A 21,890-nucleotide genomic window follows, 5' to 3' on the forward strand; every position below is an offset into this window, starting at 1 on the left:
GCGAAAGTAGACCAAGCGGTAACGGAAGCCAAAGCTCATATCAATGAAGCAATAATTAACTCAGATGTCGATGAAGCAAAAACAAATGGTACGAATACAATCAATGCAATCCAACCAGATGTGCTTAAAAAATCAGAAGCAAGACAAGCAATTGATAATGAAGTTATTAATAAGAAGACAGAGATCGACAATAATGTTGATGCAACTATAGAAGAAAAAGAAGCCGCAAAATCAAAAGTAGACGAAGCTGCAGTAGAAGCAAAAAATAATATTAATCATACAGAAATAAATCAAGCTGTTGACAAAGCAAAAGAAGATGGTGTTACAACAGTTAGTCATATTCAACCAAATATAGTTAAGAAAATAGCAGCAAAGACTGCAATCGATGAAGTAGCTAGAATTAAAAAAGAAGCGATTGATCAAACACCGGGTGCAACAACAGAAGAAAAAGAAGCAGCGAAATCAAAAGTAGACGAAGCTGCAACAGAAGCAAGAAATAATATTAATCGTGCTTTATCTAATAATGATGTAGATCAAGTAGTACATAATAGTACGGCATCAATAAATAATATCCAACCAGATATAGTTAAAAAAGAACAAGCAAAACGAGGTATAGATACTCAAGCAAAAATCAAAAAAGCCATCATTGATCAAATATCTGATGCAACGACAGAAGAAAAAGAAGCAGCGAAATCAAAAGTTGATGAAGAAGTTACAAAAGCAAAACATAGTATTGATCAAGCAATAACAAATAGTGATGTAGATCAAGCAAAAGATAGAGGAAATGTTGCTATAAATAACATTCAGCCAGAAGTTGTAAAAAAAGAGACAGCTAAGACTTCTATTGATCAAATTGCATTAACTAGAAAAAACATCATTGATCAAACACCAGATGCAACAACAGAAGAAAAAGAAGCAGCGAAATCAAAAGTTGATGAAGAGGTAACAAAAGCAAAACGTAACATTAATCAAGCAGTTACAAATAATGATGTGAATCAAGTTGAGCATAATAGCACAATAGCAATTAATAATATCCAACCCAATATTATTAAAAAAATTGCAGCTAAAACGTTAATTGATCAAGTAGCAAGAGCTAAAAAAAATAATATTGATCAAACATCAAATGCGACAATAGAAGAAAAAGAAGCAGCAAAACAAAAAGTTGACGAAGAAGTTACAAAAGCAAAACATAGTATTGATCAAGCAATAACAAATAGTGATGTAGATCAAGCAAAAGATAGAGGAAATGTTGCTATAAATAACATTCAGCCAGAAGTTGTAAAAAAAGAGACAGCTAAGAATGCTATTGATCAAATTGCATTAACTAGGAAAGCTATCATTGATCAAACACCTGATGCAACTGAAGAAGAAAAAGAAGCAGCGAAATCAAAAATTGACGAAGAAGTCATAAAAGCAAAATATGGAATTGATCAAGCAAAAACAAATAATGACGTAGATCAAGTTGAACAAAATAGCACTACAATGATAAATAATATTCAGCCGACAGTAGTTAAAAAATCAGAAGCAAGACAAGCAATTGATGATTTAGCTAAACTTAAAAAAGCAACTATTGATTTAACGCAAGAAGCAACTGAAGAAGAAAAAGAAGCAGCGAAAAGTAAAGTGGATCAAGCGTTAACAGAAGCTAAAACTCATATCAACGAAGCAGAAAATGATGATGGAGTTGATAACGCGAAAACAAAAGGGATAAATGTTATTAATACAATCCAACTTGAAATTATAAAAAAAGTAGAGGCAAAACATGAAATTGACCAATCTGCAATTGCTAAGAAAAAAATTATAGATCAAACACCAGATGCAACTGAAGAAGAAAAAGAAGTAGCAAAACAAAAAGTAGATGAAGAAGCTACAAAAGCAAAAGATAATATAGATCAAGCTACAACAAATGATGAAGTGGATCAAGCAAAAACAACAGGAAATACAGAAATCAATAATATTCAACCAGAAGTGGTTAAAAAATCTTTAGCAAGACAAGCAATTGATGAAGTAGCGAAAGTAAAAAAAGAAAAAATTAATCAAATGCTAGATGCAACTGAAGAAGAAAAAGAAGCAGCAAAACAAAAAGTTGATGAAGAAGTTATAAAAGCGAAAAATAATATAAATCAAGCTACAACAAATGACGGTGTGAATAATGCTAAAACAACTGGTAAAAATATTATTGAAAATATACAACCAGAAGTAGTTAAAAAAGCTGAAGCAAGAAAAGCGATAGATGAAGCAGCAACTCTTAGAAAAAATCTAATTGATCAAGATAATTCGACAACAAAAGAAGAAAAAGACATAGCTAAACAAAAAATTGATGATGAGGTTAATAAAGCTAAAAGAAATGTTGATCAATCAATAAATAATTCCAATGTAGATCATGCACAAATTAATGGTATAAGTGCAATAAATAACATTAATGCGGTAGCTTTGAAAAAAACACAAGCCAAAAAATCTATAGATGATGAAGTAACAGCAAAAAAAGCAGAAATTGATAGTAATCATGAAGCAACGAATGAAGAAAAAGAAATGACAAAACGTAAAGTAGATGAAGCAGCAACAAAAGCGAAACATAATGTTGATCAATCTACAACGAATGATACAGTAGATCAATCAACTCAAATTGGAATTTCAATTATATCTAATATTCAACCAGAGACAATACAAAAATCTTTAGCTAGACAAGCGATAGATGATGAAGCAACAATTAAAAAAGCAGAAATTGAGAATAATCACAATGCAACAAAAGAAGAAAAGGATGTGGCTAGACAAAAAGTAGATGAAGAAGTTATAAAAGCAAAGAATAATATTGCTCAATCTACGACTAATTCTGATGTTGAAATAGCCAAAGAAAGTGGTAAACATGCTATTGATGAAATTCAACCAGAAATAGTTAAATAATCTGTAGCTAAACAAACTATCGACGAATTAGCTAAACAAAAGAAAGCAGAAATTGATCAAACACCAAACGCAACAAAAGAAGAAAAGGATGCAGCAAAACAAAAAGTAGAAGAGGCAGTAATGAGAGCTAAAAAACTGCTCGAAGGTGCCAATACTAACTCAGATGTCGATCAGACTACAGAGCAAGGTAAACAATCAATTAATAGTATTCAAGTTGAAGTTATTAAAAAAGCAGATGCTTTATCTAAATTAGAAGTGGAATTACAAAAATTAAAAGATAAAGTATCATCTGATCAAACATTTACAATAGATGAAAAACTATTCATAAAACAAAAACTTGATGAATCATATAAAAAAGCAGAAGAAAAAGTAAACCAAGCTCAAACTAATAAACAAGTTGATAATATAAAAATACATTATCTTCAAGAATTTAATAAAATAGTTCTAATCGACAAAGTAAAATTGAAAGCTAAATCTCAAATCTTTGATGTAGCAAATAAACGTAAAGCGTATATTAAAGGATTAACAAATATATCAGAATATAATAGAAATAAAGCTTATAAACAAATTGATGTTTATGTTATGAAAGCCTTAAATAAATTAGCTGAAAATGTGACTACTAATGATATTAATGAATTAACGAGAGTGACTATTAATGAGATTGAACATGTGAATGTTAAGCAATTTGAAAATAACTTTGGATTGGTTAATGACAACAAAGTTACATTTAATAATTTTAATAATAAATTTAATGTGAATAATAATCATTCAAAATTAAATACTCTACCTTATACAGGTGAAAATGAAAACTCATTATTATCTTTAGCTGAGTTCACATTATTAAGTGGTCTGCTATTATTATTAAAACGAAGAAAAAAAGAAGATAAATAATAAAAAATAAATTCAGTTATCTTCGTATTCAAAATATGAAATAAAAAACACTCCAAAAGTTATAATTTTACTTAACTTTTGGAGTGTTTTTTATTTTTAAGTATATATAAATTGTCTAGCTTCGCTTCCAGCGACGTGGCCGGTAACTAAAGCACTTGTAATATTGTAGCCGCCTGTATACCCATGAATGTCTAATACTTCTCCACATAAAAATAAACCAGGTTGAATTTTTGACATCATTGTTTTAGGCCATATTTCTTTAAGAGAAACGCCACCACCCGTAACAAATGCTCTTTCAATTGAAAGGGTACCATTAACAGTGAAAATGAATTGTTTGAAATGTTCTGCGAGGTGAGTCAACTGTGGATTTGAAAGATGATGAAATGTTGTATTTTCATTAATATCAGCTTGTTCTAGCATAAACAATAAATATCTTTCTTCTATTAAACCACGCAGTGCATTTTTTATATATTTGTCTGGTTCTTCGCTTAAGATTTTCTTTATTTTATTTTCTAAATCTTGTAAAGAAATCTCTGGAAATACATCTAATTGTAATTGTATGTCTTGTTTTTTCTGATTTTTTTGTTCTTTATAAACGAATTGGCTACAACGTAATGCAGCTGGTCCACTTACACCAAAGTGTGTAAAAATCATATCCATTTGATGACTAATACGTTTTTTACCATTTTTCTTTAAAACTGATAATTCTACATTTTTTAAACTTAAGCCTTTAAGTGTTTTATTTTTAATAAAAGATTCACTAGATGTAATAGGAACTTCAGTAGGGAATAATTCAGTAATAGTGTGGCCTAGATTTTTAGCAAATCTGTAGCCATCACCTGTGGATCCAGTTTGGGGGACGCTTGTTCCACCAGTCGCAATAATAACTGTTTTTGATTCAAATTCGTCATCTTGTGTTTTTACTATAAAAGATTGATCATTTTTAGAAATGTCATTAACAACAGTTTCTTCTTTAATTTCAACGTTGTTATTCTTAATTGTATTAACTAAAGTATCAACAATATCTTGTGATTTGTTTGAAACTGGAAACATTCTTCCATGATCTTCTTCTTTTAATTTTATACCACGACTTTCAAAAAATTCTATTATGGATTCGTTATCAAATTTTGAAAATGGACTATATAAAAATTTACCATTTCCTGGTATATTTTTGATGATTTCTTCGTAAGGTAGACGATTAGTCACATTACATCTACCACCACCAGAAATTTTTAATTTTCTTCCAAGACCTTTTTTCTTTTCGATTAATAGAACCTTACTACTATTTTCACTCGCAGCAACTGCTGCCATTAATCCACTTGGTCCACCGCCAATGATTATTGTTTGATACATATATTAACCTCCGTTATCATACATCTATATTCTACATAAATACTTATTATTTTGCGAACTGAAGTAGAAGTTTGCCTTAAAAAGTGTATTAAATACATAAATAAAAGAACTTACAATATTTTTAGTTAATAATAGTGAGAATAATTGACAAAAAAACTTAAAAAGAAACGAGAAACAATAAGTATTTTGTGATATATTTTATAGTAATGCAAGTCCTTAGTTTAGACAGATGTATAACGACATAGTTTGATTAAATTAAAGATAGGAAGATTGAATATGAGTGAAAATAAGGAAATGGTGCGCGGAACCTTTTTGATAACATTTAGTATTTTAATTACTAAAATTCTAGGTGTTTTATTTGTAATTCCTTTTTATGCGATTATGGGTGCAAATGCGGAGGAAAAGTTAGCGCCATTTAACTATGCTTATGTTCCTTATAATATTGCTATTGCTGTCGCGACAGCTGGAGTGCCTTTAGCAGCTTCAAAATTTGTAGCAAAGTATAATGCAATAGGAGCATATAGAGTTGGACAAAAACTCTATAAATCGAGTTTTATCGTAATGTCGATATCAGGTATTATAGGATTTTTAATATTGTTTTATTTAGCACCTGATATTGCAGTGATTACTTTAGGTCAAAAAGAAGGAAAAGGTGGATGGACAGTACCAGAGATTACTTGGATTATTCGTATCATCAGTATAGTAGTGGTTTTTATCCCACTATTAGCAACATGGAGAGGGGTATTCCAAGGTTATCAATCGATGGGTCCAACTGCTGTATCTGAAGTTACCGAACAATTAGCCAGAATTATATTTATATTAATAGGTAGTTATTTAGTTTTAAATGTTTTTCATGGTACATATTTACAAGCCAATGGTGTAGCTACATTCGCAGCCGCTGTGGGAGCAATTGCAGGTTTATTTACTCTTTGGTATTACTGGAAAAAACGTAAACCTCACATTCAAAAAATGGTAGAGTCTGATCGTACAGGATTAGACATTTCTTACGGAAGAATGTATAAAGAAATTATTGCATACAGTATTCCGTTTGTAATTGTTAGTTTAAACTTTCCATTATTTAACCTTGTTGATCAATTTACACATAACAATGCACTAGATGCAGCAGGATTCCATGCAAATAAAGATTATTTCTTTACGATATTAAACTTTACAACCAATAAAATTGTAATGATTCCAACATCACTTGCAGCAGGTTTTGCGGTAAGTTTAATACCATATATTACTAAAACATATGCAGAAGGTCGTTTAACTGAAATGCATCGTCAAATTAAAACATCAATCGGTGTATTAATGTATATTACAGTTCCAGCAAGTTTAGGGATAATGGCACTGGCTGCACCTTTATATACAGTTTTCTATCAATATAATCCAGATGGAAACAAAATGTTATTTATCTATGCCCCTGTAGCAATATTAATTTCTTTACTTAGTGTTACTGCTTCGATGTTACAAGGTATAGACAAACAAAAATTGACAGTGTTTGTCATTTTAGGAGCCGTTGTATTAAAGTTAGCACTTAATATTCCATTAATTATGACTTTCCATACTGCAGGAGCAATTTTAAGTACTGCTATTGCATTGAGTTTTGCGATTACAGCAAATTTCTTTATTTTAAAAATATATGCGAAATATGAATTTACAGAAACATTTGTGCAAGTAGCGAAAATTTTTATTTATAGTTTAATCATGATGATTAGTGTGGAAATTGTTTACTTAATTTTAGGTCATTTTGTCCCTGTAGAACGTAAATTTGGAGCAATGATTATATTACTCGTTGGGGTTATTGTAGGTGCTTTAGTGTATGGTAGTATCACAATTAAAAATCGATTAGCTGATCAATTTCTTGGTGAATTACCAGAAAAAATTAGACGTAAAGTTGGATTTTTAAGATGAGATTAGATAAATTTTTATCGAATATGGGAGTTGGCACGCGTACTGAGGTAAAGCAGCTTTTAAAGAAAAATAGTGTCAAAGTTAATGATAAAGTGGAAAAATCACCTAAATACCAAGTGAATCCTGAGCAAGATGAAATTACTGTAGATGGCAAAATAATAGAGTATATTAATCATGTTTATATTATGTTAAATAAGCCTAAAGGATATGTTTCTGCTACTTATGATGATATAAATCAAACAGTGATAGATCTTATTGCTGATTACCGCCATCTTGATATATTTCCAGTAGGCAGACTAGATAAAGATACTGAAGGTTTATTACTTATTACTAATGATGGACAATTTAACCATAATTTAATGAGTCCATCTAAACATGTGTCTAAAACGTATAAAGTAACCTCTAAATATCCTATTAAAAACGAAGATATTATTGCTTTTAAAAATGGAATTGAACTATCAGATGGCAAAGTAAAACCAGCACAACTTGAAAAACTAGATCATAAATTATCTTTAGTTACTATTTATGAAGGAAAGTATCATCAAGTGAAAAGAATGTTTCATTCAATTGATAATGAGGTATTAGAATTAAAACGTCTTAAAATTTCTAATTTGACGTTAGATGAAAACTTAAAATCTGGAGAGTATCGTTTACTAACTTCAGAAGAATTAAAACTTTTATAGTAATAAAAGAGAAAAGGGGTAATATGATGGCTAAAAGTGCAGGTTTATTAAGAATTGTGGCAGGAATTGGTGCTGCAGCGGCTGCAGTAGCATTATCACGTGAAAGTAGCAGAAATAAATTAAAAGCTGAGTATAATAAATATAAAGAAAATCCAGAAGGCTATAAACAAAATGCGAAAGGGCTAGTTAATGATATTAGCTCAAAAGCAAATGAAACAATTCAAAACGTAAAGAATGACCCACAAGGTTATGCAAATCGTTTAAAAAATGATCCTAAATCTTTATTACAAGATGAAAAATCTAAATTCACTAATGTGAATACTAAAAAAAATGATACACATGAATTAGCAGAAGGTAAATTTGATGATGAAGGTGGCGCAACTGTTAATAATAATTTAAGAGTAGTCACTGAAGAAGATTTGAAAAACAATCATAATGCCTTAGACGATAGACATTAAACTTAAATTTTAAAGAAGTGAGAAAATTTTTTCTCACTTCTTTTTTTATATGTACTATGAAATTTTCTGACATCTTGTTGTCATTTAATACTAGATTTATGTAAAATAATAGGTATATCTATTGAAAAGGAAGTTGATCTCTAATGTGGAAAGAAAAAGTACAAGAATATGAAAGTCAAATTATTGAAGATTTAAATGGATTACTTTCAATCAAGAGTGTGAGAGATGATAGTCAAGCTTCAGAGGAAGCACCAGTTGGTCCTGGACCTCGTGAAGCGCTTGATTATATGTATAAAATCGCTCAAAGAGATGGTTTTTCTACCCATGATGTTGATCATATTGCTGGAAGAATTGAAGCAGGTCAAGGTGAAGATGTATTGGGAATTTTATGTCATGTAGATGTCGTTCCTGCTGGAGACGGTTGGGATTCTGATCCATTTAAACCTGTTGTAACAGATGATGCTATTGTGGCAAGAGGTACACTTGATGATAAAGGTCCAACTATCGCAGCTTACTATGCAGTTAAAATTTTAAATGAAATGAATGTAGATTGGAAAAAACGTATTCATATTATTATTGGTACAGATGAAGAATCTGACTGGAAATGTACAGAAAGATATTTCAAAACAGAAGAAATGCCTGCTTTAGGTTTTGCACCAGATGCTGAATTCCCTGCTATTCATGGTGAAAAAGGAATTACAACATTTGATTTAGTCCAAAATGTAAGCTCACATCATACTGATCATTCAGAAGCAAAACTTCTTTCATTTAAATCTGGTCAACGTTATAACATGGTTCCTGATCATGCTAAAGCACATATTTTGGTTGAAAAAAATATGACAGACGTAGTTCAACATTTCGAACATTATCTAGACCAACGTCAACTAGAAGGTGAAGCGGTTGTAGATAATGGTGAATTGATATTAACTGTTGAAGGGAAAGCCGTCCATGGTATGGATCCTTCACTTGGTGTGAATGCTGGTTTATATCTTATTGACTTCCTATCAACTTTGAATCTTAATCAAGCTGCAAAAGAATTCGCTGAATTTAGTAATCGTTATTTACATGAATCTCATTTTGGTGAAAAAATGGGTATGAAGTTCCATACTGATGTTATGGGAGACGTGACAGCAAACGTAGGTATCATTACGTATGATAAAGAAAAAGGTGGCAAATTTGGTATCAATTTACGTTATCCTAAAGGCTTCGAATTTGAAACTGCTTTAGAACGTTTTAAAAATGAAATCAAATCTCAAGGGTTTGAAATAGAATTAGGTAAAGTTCAACAACCTCATTTCGTAGATAAAAATGATCCATTTGTACAAAAACTTGTCACTGCTTATAGAAATCAAACAGGTGATATGACAGAACCTTATACAATTGGTGGAGGCACTTATGCACGTAATTTAGACAAAGGTGTTGCATTTGGAGCTATGTTTGAAGATTCAGAGGATTTAATGCATCAAAAGAATGAATATATTACTAAAAAACAATTATTCAACGCAACAAGTATCTATTTAGAAGCAATTTATTCACTATGTGTGGAGGGATAAATAATGACAAAAGTATTTATTAACGGAGAATTTTTAAATCAAGAAGACGCAAAAGTGTCTTATGAAGACCGAGGTTATGTATTTGGAGATGGTATATATGAATATATTCGTGCATACAACGGTAAATTATTTACAGTAACTGAACACTTTGAAAGGTTCCTTAGAAGTGCGAGTGAAATTCAAATCGATTTAGGCTATACTGTCGAGGAGCTAACAGATATTGTAAGACAACTTTTAAAAATCAATGACATTCAAAATGGTGGAATTTATATTCAAGCGACAAGAGGTGTAGCACCAAGAAACCATTCTTTCCCAACTCCAGAAGTTAAACCTGCTATTATGGCATTTGCTAAAAGTTATGATCGTCCATACGACGACTTTGAAAATGGCATTAATGCTGTAACAGTTGAAGATATTAGATGGTTACGTTGTGACATTAAAAGTTTAAATTTATTAGGAAATGTTCTTGCTAAAGAATATGCAGTTAAATATAATGCAACAGAAGCCATTCAACATAGAGATGAAACTGTTACTGAAGGTGCGTCAAGTAATGTGTATGCGATTAAAGATGGCGAAATCTATACACATCCCGTTAATAATTACATTTTAAATGGTATTACTCGAAAAGTAATTAAATGGGTTGCTGAAGATGACAACATACCATTTAATGAAGAAACATTTACAGTTGATTTCTTAAAAAATGCAGATGAAGTCATTGTGTCTAGTACTTCTGCTGAAGTAACACCTGTCGTTAAGATTGATGGCGAAATTGTAAATGATGGTAAAGTAGGTCCAATTACTAAAAAATTACAAGAAGGATTCGAAAAGTATATTGAATCAAAAAGTATCAATTAACTTTAAATTTCTTCAACGATGATGTATATGATATGTTATAATATTTATAAAGCATTCGGGATTTTAGCTTTTTCATACTAGTAAAATGTATCATTTTGTTTCTCATTTTCAGTTGAAAAATTAAGCTAAAAATTATAAAATCATCATTGAGTGATTAAAGAGATAACGTAAAAAATTTAAATGATTTGAAGACATTTAAATAATAATTTTATCAATATAACAAAAACAAAGTTAGAAATATAATCGTTAGATAAAAAGCGATGATTAAATTAGATATATGGCTCTTGAAAAAATATATTTCTCGAGCCATTTTCTAGTTGAAAGTGAGGTGAACGAGTTGGAGCAGTTTTATCAATTAGGGTGGACGCTTGATTCTGCAGGTGGAGCATCTGGAGAAGCGTATATGGCTGAACAAGATGGACAAAAATTATTTCTTAAGCGTAACTCAAATCCATTTATTGCAGCTTTATCTGCAGAAGGTATTGTGCCTAAGTTAGTTTGGACAAAACGTATTGAAACAGGCGAAGTGGTAACAGCACAACATTGGAAAAATGGTAGAGAACTTACACCATCTGAAATGTCTCAAAGAAGAGTTGCTGAACTTCTCAAAAAAATACATGGTTCAAAACCACTACTTAATATGTTAAAACGTATGGAAATGGAGCCTATTACCCCAAATATTATGTTAAAGAAAATTAATGCTTCTTTATCTAGAGACGTATTAACCCATCATATTATTCGAAAAGCATTAACTTACTTGGAAGATCATATTCCTAATTTAGATTCACGTTTCTTTACAGTAGTTCATGGTGATGTTAATCATAATAACTGGTTACTTTCTGATCGTGATGAGTTATTTTTAGTAGATTGGGAAGGTGCAATGATTGCTGATCCAGCCATCGATATTGGTATGCTGCTATACAACTACGTTCCAAAACAACAATGGTCTAACTGGTTTAATACTTATGGTGTTAAAGAAAGTATGGACTTAAATAAACGTATGAAATGGTATACTGTGATTCAATCAATCGGCATGATTCAATGGTATGAAGAACAAAAAAGATTTAAAGATATGAACACATGGCTCAAATTTTTAAATGAGGTAATGAATAGTAATTTATTTATTTAAGGAGATTTAATACATGAGAGTCCGTTATAAACCATGGGCAGAAGATTATTTGAAAGAACATCCTGACCTAGTAGACATGGATGGTTCACATGCTGGCAAAATGAGTGATTGGTTTGATAAGAAACAGCCAATCTATATTGAAATCGGTTCAGGAATGGGACAATTTATAACTACACTTGCAGAGCAACATCCTGAAATTAATTTTGTTTCTTTAGAACGTGAAAAAAGCGTTATGTATAAAGTGCTTGATAAAGTAAAAGATAAAGGACTTACAAATTTAAAAATGATTTGCAATGATGCAATTGAACTAAATGAGTACTTTAAAGAGAATGAAGTATCTAGAATTTATTTAAATTTCTCGGATCCTTGGCCTAAAAAAAGACATGCAAAACGTCGTTTAACGTATCGAACTTTTTTAGCTTTATATGAACAAATTCTTAAAGAAGATGGAGAAATACATTTTAAAACAGATAATAGAGGTTTATTTGCTTATAGTCTTGAAAGCATGTCACAATATGGAATGTATTTTACAAAGTTAAATTTAAATCTTCATGATGAAGATGATGAAGATAATATATTAACTGAATATGAGAAAAAATTTTCTGATAAAGGTTCCCGTATTTATAGAATGGAAGCCAAATTTCATAAAAATTAATAAATAATATATTAAATCCAACACACGAGCGTAAGAAGAAAATACATTCTTACGCTCGTGTGTTGTTTTATCATTTATTGCTCTTTATGATACATATAAGTACATATGTGCTAAATACATTGTTATTTAAATTTATGGATAAGTACATATGATAAACATCCAATGCAATATGTAAGAAAAAAAGAAAAATTTAGTCCATATTTCATCCAAAATGATTATTGATTTTTGTATTATCATAGTAATCGTTACTTTACTGTTAAGTTCGAAAATGATAAAAAATTAATAAAAACATCAAACAAATGTAATTTAAAATATAAATATGAAGTGAAAAAAGTATTAAAATATTTTTTAAATATCAAAAAATAATATTAATTTTCTTCAATAGTAAGTATTTCACCTGTGTGTGCATCAGCATAGAAGGTATACTCTATATCACGGTTGTTTTTATTTTGAGTAATACCACCTTGATAAACAAAACGATTTAAATATTGCTCTTTATTTTGCAAAGGTTCATGAAGAATGTAAGAACCTTTAATATCCATAAAATATGATTTTACTTCCTCTAATATTCTATCCGGATTTTTTACTTTTTTGTTTTTAAATGTATGATAGAGTATAAAAGCCGTAGATGCTCCTATAGTTATTACGATGGGAATGGAGATATATTTTATAGTTTGACGAGTCATAATTATCGAATCTAACCTTTCTATTAATAGTTCTTATTATTAGTTTACCATAATCAAAATGATATAATAAATTTAAGGAGTGTGTTTATGTAATGGAAAATGATAAAACTTTACTTCGTATAAAAACATTAACAGAATTACATGGAGCGCCAGGCTTTGAAGAAGAAGTACGTGACTACATGAAAAAAGAAATGACCCCATTTGTAGATGAAGTGATAACCACTCATATGGGAAGTGTTTTTGGTATAAAAAAATCAAAAAAACAAAATGCAAAGCGTGTGATGGTAGCGGCTCATATGGATGAAATTGGCTTTATGATTACGAACATCACTCAAAATGGCATGTTACAGTTTACTAACTTAGGCGGTGTATCTAATGATATATGGCAAGGACAACGACTGCAGGTTAAAAATAGAAATGGTGAAAAAATTGTAGGCGTCGTTTCGAATATACCAAAACATTTTAGAACAGGTAATGAAGCGGTTCCTGAGATTAAAGATTTAATGTTAGATATAGGAGCAGAAAGTGATAAAGAAGTTCGATCACGTGGAATAGAAATAGGGGACACAATTGTTCCTTTTACACCATTCACTCAATTATCTGAACATCGATATAGTGCTAAGGCATGGGATAATCGTTACGGTTGTGTCTTAGCAATTGAAATATTAGAATTACTCAAAGATGTAGAATTAGATGTAGATTTATATGTGGGTGCAAACGTCCAAGAAGAAGTTGGATTAAGAGGTGCGAAAGCATCAACTGAATTAATACAACCAGATATAGCATTCGTTGTAGATTGTTCTCCTGCAAATGATATTAAAGGTAAGCAGCAATTATCTGGTCAATTAGGTGAAGGAACATTAATTCGAATTAAAGATGGTACGATGATTCTCTCTCCACGTTTCAGAGACTATCTACTGGAGTTAGTTGATACATTTGATATTCGTTCACAATATTATATTTCACCAGGTGGTACAGATGGGGGAGAAATCCATAAAGCAAATAAAGGTGTACCTACAGCAGTTATAGGTGTATGTGCACGATATATTCATAGTACAGATGCGGTATTTGATATTAGAGATTATTATGCTGCGCGTGAATTATTAAAACAAGCTGTGAGTCACTTAACAAATGAAAACATTTTAACATTACAATTTCAAAGTGAGGAGAAATAATATGATTACATTAGAAACTGAAAAACAATTTGAAGAATTAAAAAATGAACAAACGGTATTTGAATTTACAGCTGGATGGTGTCCAGATTGTAAAGTGATTGAACCAGATTTACCGAAATTAGAAAAAAAATACTCTAATTTTAAATTTGTATCAGTAGATCGAGATAAATTTATAGATTTAGCAATTGAAAATGATATCATGGGTATTCCAAGCTTTCTCGTATATAAAAATGGTGAATTAATGGGAAGTTATATTGGAAAAGAACGAAAATCAATCGAACAAATAGATTCATTTTTAAGTCAATATGTGTAAATGAGTAATTAGAACTTAAATTTTCTTATCTATATGAAAGAATAGCCTAATTTTTCTGTAATTGAAGCTCTTTTTATTGTAAAATATTGTAAGGTGCGAAAATAGGAGTGTTTTAATATGAACGTCTTTCAAATGAGAGATACATTAAAACAACGTTTAAAGCATTTAGACGTTGATTTTAAGTTTGATCGTGAAGAAGAAACATTACGTATATATAGACGAGATAATTTTAAAGGCGTAACTATCAAGCTTAATGCAATTGTAGCAAAGTATGAAGAACAAAAAGAGAAAATTGTTGACGAAATTATCTATTATGTTGAAGAGGCCATTGCGCAAATGGATGATAATGGTCTATCTAAAATGAAAGATATTCAAGTTATGCCTGTAATAAGATCAACTAGTTTTGATAAAAAAACTAAAGAAGGTCATCAATTTGTTATTGAAGAACATACTGCAGAAACTAATATTTATTATGCACTTGATTTAGGAAAATCGTACCGATTAATTGATGAAAGTATGTTAAAAACACTAGGTTTAACTTCACAACAAATTAAAGAAATGTCGTTGTTTAATATACGTAAACTTGAGAATAAATATAAAACAGATGAAGTAAAAGGAAATATTTTTTATTTTATCAATTCAAATGACGGATATGATGCGAGTCGTATTTTAAATACAAAATTTTTAAATGAAATTGAAGCTCAATGTGAAGGTGAAATGTTAGTCGCTGTTCCTCATCAAGATGTATTAATTATTGCTGATATACGCAATAAAACAGGCTATGACGTTATGGCACACTTGACGATGGAATTTTTTACTAAGGGACTTGTACCTATAACGTCACTTTCATTTGGTTATAAAAAAGAACATTTAGAGCCGATTTTTATTTTAGGAAAAAATAATAAGCAAAAAAGAGATCCAAACGTTATTCAACGTTTAGAAGCTAATCGTAAAAAATTTAATAAAAAATAACTAATAATACGTCAAAAGGAGAATTTAAATGAATTTATTTTATAATAAAGAAGGCGTAGGGGACGTTGCATTTTTACAAATTGAACCAACAGATGGGCCTTTTGAATATGAAATAAAAAATAATGTGGTTGCTATTAAACATGAAAATCAAATTGTTGGATTTAATATTTTCGATTTTTCAAAAGTATATTCAGTTAATAGTAATGGTCATATTAAATTAAATGAAACGCTTGTAGAAGCTATACAGCAATCAATTACAAATGCAGGTTTTGATTATCAACTTGAAGCGGATTTATCACCTAAATTTGTTGTAGGCTATGTAGAAACTAAAGAAAAGCATCCTAACGCAGATAAATTAAGTATTTTGAAAGTTGATGTTAGTAGTGAAAAACTACAAATCGTGTGCGGTGCGCCAAATGTAGAAGCAGGTCAAAAAGTTGTCGTAGCTAAAGTTGGTGCAGTTATGCCAAGTGGCATGGTAATTAAAGATGCTGAATTACGTGGTGTGGCATCAAGTGGTATGATTTGTTCAATGAGAGAATTGAACTTGCCTAATGCACCTCAAGAAAAAGGAATCATGGTATTGTCTGATGATTATAAAGTAGGCAATGCATTTTTTGATTAAAAAAACTAGGAAGGATGTGGATGTATGAGTTGGTTTGATGAATTATTTGGCAATGATAAACATTCTGATGAAGAATTACTAAGACGAAAAAATAAACGTCGACATAACTCAGAAACACAAAAGAATGGTGAGCATACCTTACTTCCTGAAAATGATGATATCTATGATCGTCCGCGTGGAAAATTTCGTTTTCCTATTGATTTAGGGCAAGATGCTGAAACATATGATGAAGCGGTTTACAGAGAAGTTGATGAAGATGAATATATGTCGCAGAAATCATCTAAAAGTGATAAAGACTTTGGTTATGACGCTTATAGTTATGATGAAATAGATAATAATGACTATCCTCAAACTTATGATAGTGCAACAGATACTCGAAGACGCAGAAGAAGACAGTATACAAATCATGATGATACTGGAGTGCCTTCAATTAAAGAAAGACCTTCTAATAAACGTAATAAGTCGTTGAATAGTGCACAATTAAATGAAAACAATAATAGAAAAACGACTTCTCAATATCATAAGTATACAAATAATCATTCTCATGTGAAATTACAATCGGAGCGTTTTAAATCAAACTATAAAACGACATCGAATTCTACATATCACCATTCAAGCTTTAGAACTTCAGAAGTACCATCTGCAGTATTTGGTACAAAAAAACGCCGACCAATTGAAAATGGTGTTATCCCTCCATTAAAAGAGAATGAAAATGATGATAATCATAATGACGATAAAAATAATTCAACACAAGATCAAACAGCACAACGAGTATCTGATAATGATGTAAAAACAAATATAAGCAAGTCTAAAAATGAACCGTTGAATCAAACTAAGTATGAAGATACTGATGTTTCAATTATTAATGATCAAAATTCTAATATTTATGAAACTACATCTTCAAAAAGTAAAGTTCCTAATTTTTCTCAAAAAGATAATACGGTGAATATTGAGAATATTTATGCGTCACAAATAGTAGAAGAAATTAGACGTGAAAGAGAAAAAAAAGCACAACAAAAACGTAAATTTAAAGAAGCTTTACAGAATAAGCGTCAACAATCATCGGATAGTGATAACGAAATCCAAAAAGTCATTGATGAAATGTATGCAAATCAAGCTAAGCAGTACACTGGAGAGAGTTCTCTAGATCATGAAGAAAATAATGATGACGAGAGAACGACACATACAGAAGATAGTACTGATAAAATGGAAGACACAAATGAGAATACTACGGATAATCATGTGATTGATGAAGGGACTCAAACTGATTCAAATACGTCTAATTATGATGACGATGACGAGCAGTATCAATATGAAGAAATTGATTTGAAATCTGTCCCAAATATTCAAACTGTTAATGATAAAGATGTAGAAATACGAGAAGTTAATGATACGACATCTACAGACGAACATAATGATGATCAATTGTCAGATAATAACCTTAACGTAGCACCTATACATTCAACTAAAGACAAACATCATCATTTTAATAAAAATGAAGATGCTCATTTAAGTAAAGTTAATAAATTGCAAGAAGATAATTATACTTCAAAAGAAAAAGTAGAGGAAGCAAAGTATCATGAGATGAACGTTTCTTCGAATGAAGATATAACTAAACAATCAAATCATAACGATGATGACATTGACCATTCAATTGATAATGCAATTGAAACAGATACTGAGTATGCTTCTGAACAAGTTGAACATAACAATGATTCAGTTCATGACTCATCATCTAACACTGAAGGGGAAAAATTAGAAGATGATGACAAACAAATCGTTGAAAATGAGGATGTTTCATCATCTATTAAATCTTCAATCATTCCGGGTAGTAAACCTTTTAACGTTGTGATGACGCCATCTGACAAGAAGCGTTTGATGGATGCTAAAAAATTCAAAAAATCTAATAAAGTTACCGTTCCAGAATTAAAACCAGAAACAAAATTGGAACGTAAATCAGTTAGTATACCAAGTTCAAGTCCATCAGTAAAAGCGACTAATAATCATGAAGAGCATATTAAAAAGAATATTAATGAACAATCACTTCAAGATAATCAAGAAGATGAAACGAGTGAACTTTCAAATGTACAAAATGAAAATACACAAGCCATATCTATGACATTAAATACTCAGAATGAAGAGCAAGATGAAAACGAACAACACGAAAGTAAAGCTACGATTAGAAAAGGTCCTAATATTAAATTACCAAGTCTTGAATTATTAGAAGATCCGGAAATTCATCAAATTGATAACTCATGGATTGAAGAGAAAAAACAAGAATTAAATGATGCGTTTTATTACTTTAATGTTCCTGCAGAAGTTCAAAATGTGACTGTAGGTCCAAGTGTAACACGATTTGAGTTAGCTGTTGAAAAAGGTGTGAAAGTTTCGAGAATTACTGCTTTGCAAGATGATTTAAAGATGGCATTGGCCGCTAAAGATATAAGAATTGAAGCACCTATTCCAGGTACAAGCTTAGTAGGTATTGAAGTACCAAACCAAAATTCTTCAAAAGTAAGTTTAAAATCAATCTTAGAATCACCTAAGTTTAAAAATACGGAATCTAAATTAACAGTGGCTATGGGGAATCGGATTAATAACGAGCCATTATTAATGGATATTGCTAAAACGCCTCATGCTTTAATAGCTGGAGCGACAGGTTCAGGTAAATCTGTATGTATTAACAGTATATTAATGTCATTATTATATAAAAATCATCCAGAAGAATTGAGATTATTATTGATTGATCCAAAAATGGTTGAATTAGCGCCATATAATGACTTACCACATCTTGTTTCACCAGTTATTACAGATGTTAAAGCAGCTACTCAAAGTTTAAAGTGGGCTGTTGAAGAGATGGAAAGACGTTATAAACTGTTTGCAAAATATCACGTACGTAATATTACTGCTTTTAATAAAAAAGCGTCTTACGAACAACGTATGCCTAAAATAGTCATTGTTATTGATGAATTAGCAGATTTAATGATGATGGCTCCACAAGAAGTAGAACAATCTATTGCTAGAATTGCTCAAAAAGCGAGAGCATGTGGAATTCATATGTTAGTAGCAACACAAAGACCTTCAGTTAATGTTATTACTGGACTTATTAAAGCTAATATACCAACCCGTATTGCATTTATGGTGTCTTCAAGCGTGGATTCTAGAACTATTATTGATAGTGGAGGCGCTGAAAGACTATTAGGGTATGGTGATATGCTATATTTAGGTAGTGGTATGAATAAACCTATACGTGTACAAGGTACATTTGTCTCTGATGAAGAAATTGATGATGTCGTTGATTTCATCAAAGCGCAAAGAGAACCAGAATATTTATTTGAAGAAAAAGAATTATTGAAAAAGACTCAAACTCAAGCACGGGATGAATTATTTGATGATGTTTGTAGTTTTATGGTCAAAGAAGGACATATATCTACTTCATTAATCCAACGACATTTCCAAATTGGTTATAATCGTGCAGCAAGAATCGTCGATCAATTAGAACAACTAGATTATATATCTGGAGCAAACGGCTCTAAACCAAGAGATGTATTTATTACTGAGGCAGATTTAAAGAAAGATTAATTTTAAAGGAGTTTTATGGATATGACGCATTATCATTTTGTCGGAATTAAGGGTGCAGGAATGAGTTCATTAGCACAAATTATGCACGATTTAGGACATGAAGTTCAAGGTTCAGATATTGAAAAATATGTATTTACAGAAGGAGCACTTAAAAATAAAGGGATTAAAATTTTACCATTTAGTGTAGATAATATACATGAAGGAATGGTAGTTATTCAAGGTAATGCATTTCCTGATACACATGAAGAAATTGTTAGAGCACATGAATTAAAGTTGGATGTGATTAGATATCATGATTTTCTTGGTCAAGTCATTAATCAATATACATCGGTAGCAGTTACAGGTGCTCATGGTAAAACGTCTACAACTGGTTTATTATCTCACGTTATGAATGGAGACAAGAAAACATCATTCTTAATTGGTGATGGTACAGGAATGGGTTTACCAGGTAGTGATTATTTTGCATTTGAAGCGTGTGAATATAGACGTCACTTTTTAAGCTATCACCCAGATTATGCAATTATGACAAATATTGATTATGACCATCCTGATTATTTTAAAAATATCGACGATGTTGCTAGTGCTTTCCAAGAAATGGCAAATAATGTAAAAAAAGCTATTATTGCTTGGGGAGATGATGAACATTTAAGAAATTTAAAAGCAGATGTACCTATTTATTATTATGGTCTTAGTAAAAACGATGATGTATATGCAGATAATATACAAATAACTGAAAATGGTACTCAGTTTGATGTGTATATTAATGGAGAATACTATGATCAATTTTTAACACCACAATATGGTAATCATAATGTTCAAAATGCCTTAGCAGTCATTACAATTAGTTATCTTGAAAAAATGGATGTTAATAATATTAAAGAAGCTTTAGAAACATTTGGTGGTGTAAAACGTCGCTTTAATGAAACTTTTGTTTCAAAACAAGTATTAGTAGACGATTATGCTCACCATCCAAGAGAAATTAGTGCTACAATTGAAACAGCACGAAAAAAATATCCAAATAAAGATGTCGTTGCAGTATTCCAACCTCATACGTTTTCAAGAACTCAAGCTTTCTTAGATGAATTTGCTGATGCATTAAGTAAAGCAGACCACGTATTTTTATGTGAAATTTTTGGTTCAATACGTGAAAATACTGGAGAATTAACTATCCAAGATTTAATAAATCGTATTGACGGATCTGCGTTAATCGATGAAAATAGTATTGATGTATTAGAAAAATTTGATAATGCTGTTATTCTATTTATGGGCGCCGGAGATATTCAAAAAATTCAACGTGCTTATGAAGAAAAAATTGGTATGTCAAAAGAATTCTAATATGTTTATATATAATTATTATGGGTATTTATAATTAATGACTTTTATTTTAAAAGAATATTTAGGAGGCGTTTTTTATGCATTGGATTTTACCAATTGCTGGAATTATTGCTGCAATCGCATTCTTAATTTTATGTATTGGAATTGTCGTAGTTTTAATTTCAGTTAAGAAAAATTTAGATCATGTGGCTAAAACACTTGATGGTGTTGAAGGTCAAGTTCAAGGTATTACTCGTGAAACTACTGATTTACTTCATAAAGCTAATCGCTTAACTGAAGACATTCAAGGTAAAGTTGAACGTTTAAACTCTGTTGTTGATGGTGTTAAAGGTATTGGCGACTCAGTTCAAACTTTAAATAGCTCAGTTGATCGTGTAACTAACTCAATCACACATAATATTTCTCAAAATGAAGATAAAATTTCTCAAGTAGTTCAATGGTCAAATGTTGCAATGGAAATTGCTGACAAATGGCAAAATAGACACTATCGTAGAGGAAGTGCAAACTACAGAGCTAACTCTGTAGCTAATGATGCAAATCAAAATTACACTACAAACGTTGAGAAAAACTTTTAATATGATTCAATCAAATGCACTTAAATGAGGTTTTTACTTGTTTAAGTGCATTTCTTATAGGAGGAATAAATATGAGTAAGAAATATAATCGTGACTCATTTGAGACGAACAACACTAGCAATGATTTACATGGTAGAGGTGCGAATCAACAAGAAGACGTAGCGCAAAGTAGTGCGACAAAACACTACGATAGAGATACATTTGAAACGAACAACACTGGTAATGATTTACA

18 protein-coding genes and 1 pseudogene are annotated in these 21,890 nt (G+C 30.6%); 17 read left to right on the forward strand and 2 right to left on the reverse strand.

From position 1 onward, the window contains the following. The 3 genes and pseudogenes from HMPREF2881_RS09500 to HMPREF2881_RS12180 all read left to right on the forward strand — a co-directional run. Positions 1-2,904: DUF1542 domain-containing protein (locus tag HMPREF2881_RS09500; RefSeq protein ID WP_141752628.1), on the forward strand; the 2,904-nt coding region annotated here is incomplete at its 5' end. A 15-nt stretch (positions 2,905-2,919) separates the two neighbouring features. Beyond that, positions 2,920-3,573: pseudogene (locus tag HMPREF2881_RS12175) on the forward strand (DUF1542 domain-containing protein); the annotation flags it as partial. Positions 3,574-3,657: 84 nt separating this feature from the next. Continuing rightward, positions 3,658-3,795, forward strand: a complete 138-nt coding sequence (locus HMPREF2881_RS12180) for an LPXTG cell wall anchor domain-containing protein (protein ID WP_371094492.1) — start codon at positions 3,658-3,660, stop codon at positions 3,793-3,795. A 96-nt stretch (positions 3,796-3,891) separates the two neighbouring features. On the opposite strand, the gene HMPREF2881_RS09510 is transcribed toward HMPREF2881_RS12180, so the two are convergent. Beyond that, complete coding sequence (locus HMPREF2881_RS09510) at positions 3,892-5,148, reverse strand: BaiN/RdsA family NAD(P)/FAD-dependent oxidoreductase (RefSeq protein ID WP_002449694.1); 1,257 nt, start codon at positions 5,146-5,148, stop codon at positions 3,892-3,894. 276 nt (positions 5,149-5,424) lie between these two features. Between HMPREF2881_RS09510 and HMPREF2881_RS09515 the strand changes: the two genes are divergently transcribed. From HMPREF2881_RS09515 to trmB, 7 genes are all read left to right on the forward strand, one after another. Then, positions 5,425-7,062 carry a putative polysaccharide biosynthesis protein gene (locus HMPREF2881_RS09515; RefSeq protein WP_002455187.1) on the forward strand — a complete coding sequence of 546 codons (1,638 nt, stop codon included), beginning with the start codon at positions 5,425-5,427 and terminating at the stop codon, positions 7,060-7,062. Next, positions 7,059-7,745: a pseudouridine synthase gene (locus HMPREF2881_RS09520; RefSeq protein ID WP_002488019.1), complete on the forward strand. Its 687-nt coding sequence runs from the start codon at positions 7,059-7,061 to the stop codon at positions 7,743-7,745. The genes HMPREF2881_RS09515 and HMPREF2881_RS09520 overlap by 4 nt, the downstream gene beginning before the upstream one ends. Positions 7,746-7,771: 26 nt before the next feature. Continuing rightward, the gene (locus HMPREF2881_RS09525) at positions 7,772-8,203 is read left to right on the forward strand and encodes a YtxH domain-containing protein (protein ID WP_002488017.1); all 432 of its coding nucleotides are present in this window, start codon (positions 7,772-7,774) and stop codon (positions 8,201-8,203) included. Between the two features lie 143 nt (positions 8,204-8,346). Next, positions 8,347-9,756 (forward strand): Cys-Gly-3M3SH dipeptidase, encoded by a 1,410-nt coding sequence (gene pepV, locus HMPREF2881_RS09530; protein ID WP_002488011.1) that lies wholly within the window; start codon positions 8,347-8,349, stop codon positions 9,754-9,756. A gap of 3 nt (positions 9,757-9,759) precedes the next feature. Beyond that, positions 9,760-10,611 (forward strand): D-amino-acid transaminase, encoded by an 852-nt coding sequence (gene dat, locus HMPREF2881_RS09535; RefSeq protein WP_002488018.1) that lies wholly within the window; start codon positions 9,760-9,762, stop codon positions 10,609-10,611. A 337-nt stretch (positions 10,612-10,948) separates the two neighbouring features. Next, positions 10,949-11,740 (forward strand): phosphotransferase family protein, encoded by a 792-nt coding sequence (locus HMPREF2881_RS09540; protein ID WP_002488010.1) that lies wholly within the window; start codon positions 10,949-10,951, stop codon positions 11,738-11,740. Between the two features lie 13 nt (positions 11,741-11,753). After that, positions 11,754-12,395, forward strand: a complete 642-nt coding sequence (gene trmB, locus HMPREF2881_RS09545) for a tRNA (guanosine(46)-N7)-methyltransferase TrmB (RefSeq protein WP_002449690.1) — start codon at positions 11,754-11,756, stop codon at positions 12,393-12,395. 368 nt (positions 12,396-12,763) lie between these two features. On the opposite strand, the gene HMPREF2881_RS11895 is transcribed toward trmB, so the two are convergent. After that, positions 12,764-13,084 (reverse strand): PepSY domain-containing protein, encoded by a 321-nt coding sequence (locus HMPREF2881_RS11895; RefSeq protein WP_227967839.1) that lies wholly within the window; start codon positions 13,082-13,084, stop codon positions 12,764-12,766. Between the two features lie 89 nt (positions 13,085-13,173). On the opposite strand from HMPREF2881_RS11895, the gene HMPREF2881_RS09555 reads away from it, so the two are divergent. From HMPREF2881_RS09555 to HMPREF2881_RS09585, 7 genes are all read left to right on the forward strand, one after another. Continuing rightward, entirely contained in the window at positions 13,174-14,256 is a 1,083-nt protein-coding gene (locus HMPREF2881_RS09555) for a M42 family metallopeptidase (protein ID WP_002455191.1), read from the forward strand. Between the two features lies 1 nt (position 14,257). Further along, positions 14,258-14,569, forward strand: coding sequence for a thioredoxin family protein (locus HMPREF2881_RS09560; protein WP_002449688.1), 312 nt, complete (start codon positions 14,258-14,260; stop codon positions 14,567-14,569). 117 nt (positions 14,570-14,686) lie between these two features. Then, complete coding sequence (locus HMPREF2881_RS09565) at positions 14,687-15,541, forward strand: DUF1444 domain-containing protein (protein ID WP_002455192.1); 855 nt, start codon at positions 14,687-14,689, stop codon at positions 15,539-15,541. Between the two features lie 28 nt (positions 15,542-15,569). Next, positions 15,570-16,166, forward strand: a complete 597-nt coding sequence (ytpR, locus tag HMPREF2881_RS09570; protein ID WP_002449679.1) for a YtpR family tRNA-binding protein — start codon at positions 15,570-15,572, stop codon at positions 16,164-16,166. A 24-nt stretch (positions 16,167-16,190) separates the two neighbouring features. Then, complete coding sequence (locus HMPREF2881_RS09575) at positions 16,191-19,748, forward strand: DNA translocase FtsK (protein WP_002455193.1); 3,558 nt, start codon at positions 16,191-16,193, stop codon at positions 19,746-19,748. A 21-nt stretch (positions 19,749-19,769) separates the two neighbouring features. Then, positions 19,770-21,083 (forward strand): UDP-N-acetylmuramate--L-alanine ligase, encoded by a 1,314-nt coding sequence (gene murC, locus HMPREF2881_RS09580; protein WP_002455194.1) that lies wholly within the window; start codon positions 19,770-19,772, stop codon positions 21,081-21,083. A 77-nt stretch (positions 21,084-21,160) separates the two neighbouring features. Next, the gene (locus HMPREF2881_RS09585) at positions 21,161-21,658 is read left to right on the forward strand and encodes a DUF948 domain-containing protein (RefSeq protein ID WP_002449680.1); all 498 of its coding nucleotides are present in this window, start codon (positions 21,161-21,163) and stop codon (positions 21,656-21,658) included. Positions 21,659-21,890: the final 232 nt, after the last annotated feature.

Source organism: Staphylococcus sp. HMSC057A08, from assembly GCF_001812925.1.
In the GTDB taxonomy this organism is placed as follows: domain Bacteria; phylum Bacillota; class Bacilli; order Staphylococcales; family Staphylococcaceae; genus Staphylococcus; species Staphylococcus hominis.